General features: G+C 36.2%; 6 protein-coding genes. 1 reads left to right on the plus strand and 5 read right to left on the minus strand.

Features of this window, described 5'->3' with window-relative positions; translation table 11 throughout:
* Positions 1-50 precede the first annotated feature (50 nt).
* Positions 51-2573, minus strand: a complete 2523-nt coding sequence (locus VB796_RS16895; protein WP_323347748.1) for a bifunctional UDP-N-acetylmuramoyl-tripeptide:D-alanyl-D-alanine ligase/alanine racemase — start codon at positions 2571-2573, stop codon at positions 51-53.
* A 173-nt stretch (positions 2574-2746) separates the two neighbouring features.
* Here VB796_RS16895 and VB796_RS16900 point away from each other — a divergent pair, with 173 nt between their 5' ends.
* Positions 2747-6871 carry a hypothetical protein gene (locus tag VB796_RS16900; RefSeq protein ID WP_323347749.1) on the plus strand — a complete coding sequence of 1375 codons (4125 nt, stop codon included), beginning with the start codon at positions 2747-2749 and terminating at the stop codon, positions 6869-6871.
* A gap of 142 nt (positions 6872-7013) precedes the next feature.
* Here the strand turns inward: VB796_RS16900 and VB796_RS16905 are convergent, their stop codons facing one another.
* The 4 genes from VB796_RS16905 to VB796_RS16920 all read right to left on the minus strand — a co-directional run bounded on the left by VB796_RS16905 (position 7014) and on the right by VB796_RS16920 (position 11670).
* Positions 7014-8201, minus strand: a complete 1188-nt coding sequence (locus VB796_RS16905) for a phosphoglycerate kinase (protein ID WP_323347750.1) — start codon at positions 8199-8201, stop codon at positions 7014-7016.
* Positions 8202-8498: 297 nt separating this feature from the next.
* Positions 8499-9044, minus strand: a complete 546-nt coding sequence (locus VB796_RS16910) for a hypothetical protein (RefSeq protein WP_323347751.1) — start codon at positions 9042-9044, stop codon at positions 8499-8501.
* A gap of 10 nt (positions 9045-9054) precedes the next feature.
* Complete coding sequence (locus VB796_RS16915; protein ID WP_323347752.1) at positions 9055-10227, minus strand: hypothetical protein; 1173 nt, start codon at positions 10225-10227, stop codon at positions 9055-9057.
* Between the two features lie 45 nt (positions 10228-10272).
* Entirely contained in the window at positions 10273-11670 is a 1398-nt protein-coding gene (locus VB796_RS16920) for a hypothetical protein (RefSeq protein WP_323347753.1), read from the minus strand.
* Positions 11671-11686 lie beyond the last annotated feature (16 nt).

The following is an 11686-nucleotide window of genomic DNA, read 5'->3' on the forward strand; positions in this document are numbered from 1 at the left end:
GAATAGCATTCGCCCGTCATCGAACAATATTGGGCGAATGCTATTCGCTCCTACATTTGATAAAAAACTCGTTTTACTCTTTGGCTTACACTTGTCAATATTTCGTAGGCAATTGTCCCGATTTTATTGGCTAATTCAATCATTGTGAGGTCATTACCAAAAATAATCACTTCATCGCCCTCCTGTACGTGTGGCACGTCGGTTACGTCCACCATCGTCATATCCATGCACACATTCCCGATGACCTTGCAACGGTGTCCGTGAATAAGCACTTCGCCTACGCCCCGACTAAATCGGCGGTTGAAACCATCGGCGTATCCAATGGCAATGGTGGCGGTTTTGGTATCTCTCATTAATTCGCCTTTTCTGCCGTAACCAACTGTATCTGAGTTTTTTATATGTTTTATTTGAGAAATTACGGTCTTCAAAGTCCCAACCGTCATGAGGTTTTCTTGGTCTTCGGGTTTTGCTGCCAAACCATATAAACCAACGCCCAAACGTACCATATCCATACGGGCTTCGGGGAAGCGAGCAATGCCTGCGGAATTCGCTAAATGTCGAGATGGTACATAACCAATCGCTTCCGAAATTTGATTAGCCATTTCGGTAAATTGTGAGACTTGATGAAGCGTAAAATCGTCAAATTTGCCTTCGTCTGCCGCCGCTAAATGACTAAAAATGGTAGAAATCCAAAGATTAGGATTCGACTGTAAGGTTTCGATTAGTTCGGGTAATTGTTCTTGTTCAAAACCCAAACGGTGCATTCCTGTGTCTAATTTTAGGTGAATTTTTGAGCTAATGTTCCGATTATCAATGTATTCCGAAAACTGTTTTAAGATTTTAGGATTATAAATTTCAGGTTCAAGCGAAAATTCTACCAATTGTTCAAAGTCATTTTCGGAAGGATTCATGACCATAATGGGCAAATAAATGCCATTTTGACGAAGCGAAACGCCTTCATCGGTATAGGCAACTGCCAAATAATCAACACCATGAAATTGCAACAAATTAGCTACTTCGGTACTACCCGAACCATACGCAAAAGCCTTGACCATCACCATGATTTTGGTTTTTTGTCCGACTTTATCACGGAAATAATTGAGGTTACTGGTAACGGCATCAAGATTAATTTCTAAAACCGTCCGATGCGTTTTTTGTACCAAACGATTTATAATAGATTCAAAGCCAAAACGTCTTGCACCTTTCACCAAAATAACACTTTCTTGAGATTCTTTGAGTGCCTGACTATCTAAAAAATCAACGGTTGTTTTGAAAAATTGAATATCTGTTTCTGACCCATTTTTAAGGCTTTGAAATAATGATTTATTCCGATAAATAACCTCGCCAATTCCGATAAATTGATGAAGATTTCGCTGTTTAATTAAGTGTGCAATTTGTCGGTATAATTCTTTTTCGGGAATGCCTGTTTCTAATAAATCGCTCAAAATCAGAACTTTATTGTTCCTTTGTTTTTGTTGAGATAAAAAGTTTAGAGCAATGGTTAATCCTGCTAAATCATTATTGTACGTATCGTCAATGAGATAATTATTCCGTATTCCTTGTTTTAATTCCAACCGCATCGAAACAGGACGGAGTATCTGTAAACGAGCTTGGATTTCTACCGAATTATAGCCCAAATGCCAAAGCGTGACGATGCAATGAATGGCGTTTTCAATGGAGGCTTCGTCGGTAAATGGAACGTCAAAAGTTCCTGTTTGATGAGGGAAATTAAGCGTTACTTTGGTATTTTGAAATTCAGTAATCCAATTGGCTTGGATGTCGGTAGCACGGGAATCTTTCCCGTGAGCTGACACGGGAAAGATTCCCGTGCTACGTGCCATTCTCGACCAACTAATTAATTCACAATCAGGGTTTTGATTCGAGAATTCTGTTTTAATAATCTCGTCAATTTCTACGTAATCTGCACAATAAATAAGTTGTTTTGCATTTTTAAACAAGAGCATTTTTTCTCTTATTTTCTGTAAATTATCCTCAAAAAACTCATTGTGAGCATTACCAATATTGGTAAATATCCCGATTTGTGGCTGCACAACTTTTTCAAGATTTGCCATTTCGTCAGGTCGAGAAACGCCGACTTCAAAAATGCCTAAATTATGGGTTTCATTCATTTGCCAAACTGACAAAGGCACACCAATTTGAGAATTATACGATTTTGGGCTTTTTACAACCTTAAAACGGTTACTCAATAATTGCGAAAGCCATTCTTTTACCACCGTTTTTCCATTGCTACCCGTGATGGCAATAATGGGAAATGAATATTGTTCACGATGATGTTTTGCCACCTCTTGCATCGCCAAAATGCTATCATCTACTTGCCAGATTTTTGCATCAGGCATACGGTTTAATTCACGTAAAAGAGTAGGAGTGAGGGCATTACGTTCGATGACAAATTCTCTAATTCCTTTTCGGTAAAGGTCGTCCAAAAATTGATGTCCGTCGTGGTGTAACCCCTTGATTGCAAAAAAGATAGAACGCTGCGGAGACGATAATTGACGACTATCATTCAGTAAATATTGGGCAGTGGTATTTATTGGAAGTTGTTGGAAGTTCACGTTAAATGCGTTGTGATTGACTGATTGGTAATTTATTGAGTAATAACGAAAGGATTACCCAATATTATTTCCTCAAAGATAATTATTTAGGACTTAGCTTCTGATTTGTTTTTGGTGAATGGGTGTATTATCTTGTGAAAAAAAACACTCAAAAATAAATCTATCACTACAAGATGAAGAAAATCTACCTCACCCTGTTTTTGTCTGTTGTTCTGTCACTTTTTAGTTCTTCTGTTTTTTCTCAAAATCCAGCTTGTGCCAATTTTTCGGGTGTTTTTATTTCTGATTCATTGGAACAGAATCTTGCTGAATATTACATTTGTTCGGGCAGTAATATTTATCTAAAATCCATTAATACTCCATCTGGGAGCACTTTTCAATGGAAAAAAAATGGCGTTGATATTTCGGGAGCTACTTCTCGCATCTATAACGTAACTTCTGAAGGGCTTTATAGTCTTACGCTTACGCAAGGGGCTTGCACGGCTACTTCTTCGGGAATTATTGTGCGACAGTATATCGCAGGAGTTCATTACTACCAAATTACTTCCAATAATATTTCCCAAGCCTGTACGGGTGATACCATACGATTGAGTACAGCAAAAGGTTTTGGGATTACATATCAATGGAAAAAAAATAATGTTAATATTAGTGGTGCGAATGATTCAACTTATAAAGCCATTGCCACAGGAAACTATACACTCACGACTACGCAAGGTACTTGTACTTTCAACTCCTCTGGTATTCCGCTGAATTTTGGGAACTCCGCAAATCCGCAAATTACAACTAATAAAACTACCATTTGCGAGGGGAGAACTACTACTCTGAAAGGAATAAACGTAAATGCTACACATACTTTACAATGGTTTCAAGACGGTGTGGCTATTTCTTCAGCCAACAAAGATAGTCTTGTGGTAAGCCAAACGGGATATTATTATTTACAAACTACCAAAGGAGCTTGTACGGGTAATTCAAATGGAATGAATATTAGTATCACCAATCTCAATTTACCTGCTCCACAAATTCAGCAAAATATTGCAAACGCCTTTGAAACTTGTGGAAATAATGTCATTAAATTACAAGTGAAGGATTATACCGATGGCACTTTGACTTGGCTCAAAGACGGAAACGTTATTGCAGGACAAACTAATACGGAGTTAATTGCCCGTGAATCAGGGAATTATGCAGTACGATACAGTGGTAATGAACTTTGTTTTTCACAGTCGGCAGTTATTCCTGTTAAGATTACGAATGTTGCAACGTTGAGTTTTGATGGAAATGATTTTACGGTTGGGTCTGGGCGACCAGCCACAATAAATTATACTTTCACGGGTGCTGCACCGATGTTACTAAATGTCAATAATACTTATGATTGGTATGTCTTAAATCCAATAGGTAACAATGTTATTCATAATCCAACCGTTACAACTACTTTTTTAGCTACAACTTTTGCAAATGCTTGCGGCGTGGGGACATTCTCAAACCCTGCTACAATAACGGTTGGAACTTGCTCGCCCTCAACTCAAATTACCGTAGTGAACTCTTATAATAACTCCGTTTGTATTGGAGGAAGCAAAACGATTAGTGTGGGTAATAATGGTTCTTCTTATCAATGGCAAAAAGATGGAGTGGATATTAACGGAGCAACATCCAATAATTTGACTATCACAAACTTCAACTACTCAGATATTGGTAATTATAGCCTAAAAGTATCAGGAACTTGTGGGACAATCATTGAAGGTAATATCAGAATGAACGCCAATTATGGTGACGTAGTTTTTGCTAAATTAGACTATCCTGCTTATACCAATTCTGACATTTTATTGACGGCTTTTTCGGGTAGTAGTTTTGGAAATGCCTCTAATGCTTATCGTTGGATGGGACCAAATGTTTTTACTTCTACCGAACAAAATCCTGTAATACCGAACGGAACTTCTTTAAATAGTGGAACTTACACGGTAACGGCAACTAATGCGGGCGGTTGTGTGAATTACGCTTTATTGACGGTAACAGTTACGACTGCCCCGATTACTTTGGGAAATTTAGGCACAACGTCTTTCTGTCCAAATGGCATATTATCCATTCCCTTTATCACAACATTAGCCGTTGGAACACTTTATAAAGTCTATTTATCTGATGCCAATGGAAATTTTAGAAACCAAACCGAAATTGGTAATGGCATGGTTAGTCCAATTGAGATTACCTTTCCACAATACTTACAGGTAGGAACAAAATATAGAATCAGGATTGTATCGACCTCTCCTTCGGCTACGAGTACATTGAGTGGATATTTGAGTACGGATGGACAGGTTTTGACTATTTCGGTGAAGAACTTGCTGGGGAGGGAGATATACTATGGACAATCACTATGTCAAGGTTCTGCTCTTACTGGAATAATTAGTTCCAACCAATTAGGAGTATCATACGAATGGAAAAAAAATGGAATAACACAGAGTACAAATCCTTCATTCCGCATGACTCAAACAGGTAATTATATAGCTTCTGTAAGTAAAACGGGGTGTAGTAACTACACAAGAAGTGTTAATATTTCTGTCGTGCAAACAGTAAATTACTACTCCTATCGTGTAGGCGATAAATTTCAATGTGCTGGAACGTCAGTAATCATAAGAAATACTTATTTTAGCGATAGTGCAACTTATCAGTGGCGAAGAGATGATAACATATTATTGGGAGAAATAAAAGATACACTAATCGCTAATATTACTGGAAATTACAAAGCTACGATTACGGACAAATGTCCTGTTGCTTATACTGCAAGTTCAATTGCTAATTCTATTGTAGTTTTTAGTAATGTAATAGATAATACTACAATATCAAGTTATAATGGAACTTCACCAGTTGTTATTTGTGGAGATGCAACATATGCTGGTTTTGTAAATAACATTTTGAATGAAAATCCATTAGCCACTTATTCATTTCAATGGAAAAAAAATGGTGTTAATATTCAAGATGAAACTGGACCTTATCTAAATGCAGTTTGGGAAGAAGGAACATATTCATTAGCATTAAGTCAAGGAAATTGTACTACTGTATCTAACGGAATAAATGTTATTAGAAAAGATACTGTAAAATTAAAATTATTTGTAAAAGAAGGTTTTAGTAATGAAATATGTCAAGGGATGACAACATATTTAGATTATAACTATTTACAAGGTTTTAGTAATATTACTCTTTATAAAGATGGAGTTGCTACAAATCAGAATATTTCATATAACTATATAACCGAAACTGGGAAGTATGTTATTGATGGTAGTTCATCAGGTTGTATTATCAATCCATCAGATACTGTTAAGATTACCGTTGGAGATAGAGTTACATATAGAATTCATACTTTTAGACCATTAATTTGTCAAGGTGGGTATGCTCAACTTCTGGTTTTAAATTCATCTCCCAATTCTAATTTTCAATGGTTCAAAGGTTCACAACCAATTGTAGCTGCGACAAACAGTTACTTTACTCCACAGCAAGCTGGATTTTATAAATGTAGAGTAACTTCTGGCTCATGTACTGGTTTTTCAGACTCGACAGAAATAAAGGTAATTAGTCAATTGCCAAAACCTATATTGGCAGAAACTTTGGGAAATGATATAGGAATTTGTGCGAATAATTTTTTACGCTTCGGGTTCAATGAAAATAAACCTAATAATTTAACCTTATTTGATTCTTTGATTGTTAAAAGGAATGGAATTATTATTTCTCAACAAGAAAGTTATTCTTTAATTGTAACCCAACCAGGCACATACACAATAATAGGCAAACAACGCACGTGCCTATCAGAGGAATCCGACCCCGTACAAATAAAAATCGGAGAACCCATAACAGCCAATATTACAGGTTCAACATCTATTTACTCTGGACAAAAAGCTAATTTGAATCTTAATTTTACGGGTGGAAATGCTTGGTTTTATCAAACTTCTGATGTGACTACGGGGCAGACCACATCGCAGTCTCCAACCCTCAAAACGGTGAGTCCAAGCAGTACGCAAACCTATTCTATTGCGTCCGTTGCCAGTAATTGTGGCGTTGGTACGGTTACGGGCAATGCAACTGTGACAGTTTTACCTTGTCCAACAGACAAGACAATTAGTATTCAATCGGGTAATTGGAATATTCCCACTACATGGACGTGCGGACAAATACCTACCTCAACGCTCGATGCCATCATCGAACAAGGACACGTAGTAAATTTACCAAATGGTTATCAAGGAAATACCAAGAAATTGGATTTGAGAGGAGGAATAACGCAAGGCGTTGGGGCAGAAGTGAAAGTTGGTTATTAGTGATTGGTTATTAGTTATTAGTTATTGGTTTTATTGATGTAACCAGTAACAGATTAGTCAAAAACCCACAAGGGACACTAAAAAAGTTATTAGTTATTGGTTTTATTGATGTAACCAGTAACTAATAACCAGTAACTAATTACTACATTAAAGCAGCAACACCTGGTAATGTTTTACCTTCCATGTATTCCAACAAAGCACCACCGCCTGTTGATACATAAGAAACACGGTCGCCATAACCTGCATTGTTTACTGCCGAAGCTGAATCTCCACCACCAATCAATGAGAATGCACCGTTTTCTTCTGTTGCAGTTACTACTGCATCTGCAATGGCATTTGTACCATTAGCGAAGTTAGGGAATTCAAAAACGCCCATTGGGCCATTCCAAAGTACAGTTTTTGAAGATTCGATAACTGTTTTGAATAATTTTGCTGATTCTGGGCCGATGTCTAATCCTTCCCATCCGTCAGGAATTTCACCAGTTGCTACCACTTGACGATTTGCATCATTCGAGAATTTATCTGCACATAAATTGTCAACTGGCATATAAATTTTTATGCCTTTTTCTGCTGCTTTTTTCAAAAGCTCTTTCGCCAATTCTACTTTGTCTGGTTCAGAAATTGATTTTCCAATTTTTCCACCTTCTGCCAATGTGAAAGTATAAGTCATACCGCCACCAATGATAAGGTTATCAACTTTATCTAATAATTTTTCAATTAATAAAATTTTGTCTGAAACTTTAGAACCACCCATAATAGCGGTGAAAGGTCTTTCTGCGTGTTCTAAGATTCTTTGTGCATTTTCGATTTCTGCTTGCATCACAAAACCAGAAACTCTATCTTCAAAGAATTGACCAACTACTGCTGTTGAAGCATGGGCTCTGTGAGCTGTTCCAAAAGCATCATTTACCCAAACATCGCCTAATTTTGACAATTTTTCGGCAAATTCAACATTCCCTTTTTCTTCTTCTTTGTAAAAACGAAGATTTTCTAACAATAAAATTTCACCTCCTTGCAAAGCAGAAGCTTGTTCAATAGCAGATTGTCCAATACAATCATCAGCAAATTTTACGGGACGACCAAATACAACAGAAAGCGGTGTAACAAGGTGTTTTAGTGAATATTTGTCAGTAGGGCCATCTTTCGGGCGACCTAAGTGCGACATCAAAATTACAGAACCTCCATCATTTAAAATCTTTGTGATAGTTGGAATAGTAGCTTTAATACGAGTATCGTCTGTAATTTCAAAACGCTCGTTCAAAGGAACATTAAAATCTACACGAACTAAGGCACGTTTGCCAGCAAAATTGTAAGAGTTGACAGTTTTCATTATCAGTTATCAGTTAATCGTTATCAGTAAAGCAGTCGGGCGGCGAACCGCTATCAGTAAACCGTAATTAGTTGCGAGTATCTCAAAGTGGTTATACGAATTGATTTCATGTACCATTTTTTGCTTACTGTTTACTGTTTACTACTTACTGATAACTGTTTACTGTTTACTGATAGCAAATATACATTTTTGAAAAGAATTCACGAAATAAGTCAATTAAATGAGTGTTTTTCCTTAAATAAAGGTATTATTGTTATATTTTTTATTTCTATAATTATAAATAATTCAGGGGTGACTTTATTTTTTCTCTTCTAAAAAATCACAGTTGGGCAATTCATGTGCATCAAATCCAGAGCTTACATAACATTTTCCATAAACGGATTGGTAATAAATTTTGCTTTGCAGAGAGTCGGTATTGTAGAATATCTGAGAAAACTTATGTCCCTCTACCGACAAAGGAATTTGTATAGGATTGACAGTTTCATTAGCAGCCATTACTCGTCCTTCTAAACTACTGCGTCCAAAATCATAATTATGATTGACCATAAAAAAAATATCGGAATATTCGTGATAAATTTTTCCTCTAAACTTTAATTCTACTTTCTTGATAATGGCTGGACCAATTCCTTTATTGGTAACATTTACCTTGAATGACTCTTTGTCATGAGTACCTTCATAAGCATTTGTGGCGGTAATTTCTACGCAAGGCCAAACGCCAGCGTGTTGTTGTTCGATTAAAAGACGTGTTTGAATAAAATAAACGACAAGAGTCATTAAACCAATCAATATGGCACAAATTGACAAAATACGGTCTGTGTTGAGTTTTTGTAAGAATTTTTTCATGGTAAATGAATTAATAGTTTCCACCTGCACCACCACCGCCTGTATCGCCACCGCCAAACCGAAAAGTATCACCTTGTTGTGGGACTTTAGATTGAATCACTTCGGACATTAATAAAGCTTCTAAATTCATTCCTTCTCGTTCATCATCAGGCTGATAAGTAAAGCCGTTTTTCTCATTTTTAAGATAATAAATTAATCCTCCTGACAAGACTATTAATAAAATTCCACTGATTGTCAGAGCCATTTCGATTGGTAGAAATCCAAAATAATAGCGGTAAGTAAAAACTGAAAATCCAGCAGTAAGCATTCCAATAATGAGCAACAAGCGGTCACGATAACGGAGTCCAAAGAAAATATAAGCCAATGGAATCGCTAAGGTGAAAAAATAAAATAATGGTGCAAAGGCAATTTGTGGAGAAGCTGTTGTTGCCAAGTCATTAATCATAGCATTTCCTTCTCGGACTACCCAATAATTTCCTCCCAAATAAAAACTCACTAAAGAAAGTGTTTTGGCAATGCCTAAACATTGTTCGTAATATAAATAATCAGCTCTTTTGCTCAGTTTTTTAATTAAAAAATAAACGGCAATCGAGAATGCCATGATGATAAATGGCAGGAAAGTTTTTCCAAAAACAGAAGTTAAAGCTAAACTAATAAGAATAGATAATACTAAGAAAAACGAGATACAACACACAACCAAATCTGCGTATCGAATGACTGAAACGATTAAAAAAGGAAGAAAAATTGTTAAGAATAGCCAAGTAGGAGGGTGTGATTGCTCAAAAATCAAATAAATAGCCGTACAAAATGCTCCCAAAGCCATATAAAGCAAAGCATTGTCGATACCCGAATGATATAATTTTCGACTTTTAATAAGTGATTCCAGAACGAATATAAAGACTATTCCGATAACAAACGCTTCAATAATAATGGCAAGTTTTTCATTGCTTTGAAAAGGTGCAATAAAAAACAAAGTCATAATACTTATAGAAAATGAAGCCGCCAAAATGGTGAAAATGAAAAGCCCAATTTTCAAGAAACCGCTTGGATTATAATAATCTAAGGGATAAGATTTTTGAACTTCTAAAATTTGCTCTTGACTCAAAAAGCCTTTTCGAAACCACTTCTGAGTAGTTTGTTGAGTTGATTCATTAGCTGACCATTGTGGATTATAGGCTTTCATAGTTTTGTGGGTCGATTTTGTAGTTGTTATGAATGATAAACAAGGCTAAACCCGCTTATAAACTCCTTTTTCAACCAATTTATAACGTCTTTCCAAAGCAGGAATTCTTTTAAAAAGTTTTGGGGCAAGGTTTACTTTATCAATAATAATTTCGGGCGAATCTTTCTCAAAATTGCGGAGGATACTGATTACGTTGTCGTAATTATCAAGATTTTCTAATTCATATTTGGCTAAATTCCAGTTCAAGTATGGCGTGGCAGCATAATTATTTTTATACTCTTCCATGCCATCACCTAAAACTAAAACCCTTTTATTTTGGATTTTCACATCCACTTTTTGACCTAATTTTAAGTTTTTTAATTGCACAAAACCTTCTGAACCTGTGGCATAAACCGCTTGATAATGAATCAATAATATTGCTCCGAATGTACCTAAAAATATCAATTCCGCCAACCATTGTTTTTTGAATGTATTGAAGAAATTAATGGTGAAAAATGCCAAAGCGGGTACAAAAATAAGGAATTGCATCGGAGCTAAAAATGGCATAAGACCGATTGACACAATGCCCGCAATTGCCCAAAGCATCATTACTTGCTGACAACGGATTTGAAAGTTATTGAAACCAAAGGCATTTACTAATCTCAAAAAGCCTAAAATTCCTAAGCCAAAAGGTAAAAGCAAAGTTGCCAAAAGTGTTTTGAAATCGTTGAGATTATACTGTCTTATTTGGAAAACAGATGAAATGAAATTTCTTGAAAATGCCTCATACGTTCCGTCAAGATAGAAAAACAGAGCTGTCAATAACAATGGGAATAAAAAACCAAAGATTGATAATGAGTGTTGGCGAAGGGTTGCACCACTAAAAAATACCAAAGAAGCAATTGCCCAAAGAATGAAAATACAAGCAGGAGGATAAAATAAAGAAGCCATACCAATCAAAAAGCCAATTTCAAAAACTTCATCGGTTGCTTGTAATCTGCTGATTTGACGAACCATCGTTCCGAATGACATCAACACAAAAGTGGTTGCCATCAAAACAGGCGAAAGCGTACAACAATCGAAGGAAATATTGAGAAAAAGTAAATAAATTAAACCTGGAACATAATTGCGTTTGGCAAAAATATCACGGTTATTAATCATCACATTAAAATAAATCACCTGAAATGAAGCAACCGACAAAGCTGCCAATTGATAAACTGTTTGCGAGCGACCAAAAAGACCGTCAAGTCCAGCGTAAACCAAAGCAGAAAGCGGGGCAGTATTATCCCAAATCTCGGAATACATCACAAAACCTTTATTGATTTGCTCGCCAACCAACATCCATTGCAATTCTGGAATCAGTTCGGGCAGACCCACCAAATACACAGGTACACGGATGAGTACAAGCAAAATCAATAAACTAAAGATTTGGTAAACTGCATTTACCTTAAAAAAACTAAGCATATTTTTATGTCGTTAT

It is taken from the genome of Arcicella sp. LKC2W, assembly GCF_034931005.1.
Classification (GTDB): Bacteria; Bacteroidota; Bacteroidia; order Cytophagales; family Spirosomataceae; genus Arcicella.

Coding starts and splice junctions, on each gene's coding strand:
- VB796_RS16920 (WP_323347753.1), bottom strand. CDS start 11,670: ATGCTTAGTTTTTTTAAGGTAAATGCAGTTTACCAAATCTTTAGTTTA.
- VB796_RS16905 (WP_323347750.1), bottom strand. CDS start 8,201: ATGAAAACTGTCAACTCTTACAATTTTGCTGGCAAACGTGCCTTAGTT.
- VB796_RS16900 (WP_323347749.1), top strand. CDS start 2,747: ATGAAGAAAATCTACCTCACCCTGTTTTTGTCTGTTGTTCTGTCACTT.
- VB796_RS16915 (WP_323347752.1), bottom strand. CDS start 10,227: ATGAAAGCCTATAATCCACAATGGTCAGCTAATGAATCAACTCAACAA.
- VB796_RS16910 (WP_323347751.1), bottom strand. CDS start 9,044: ATGAAAAAATTCTTACAAAAACTCAACACAGACCGTATTTTGTCAATT.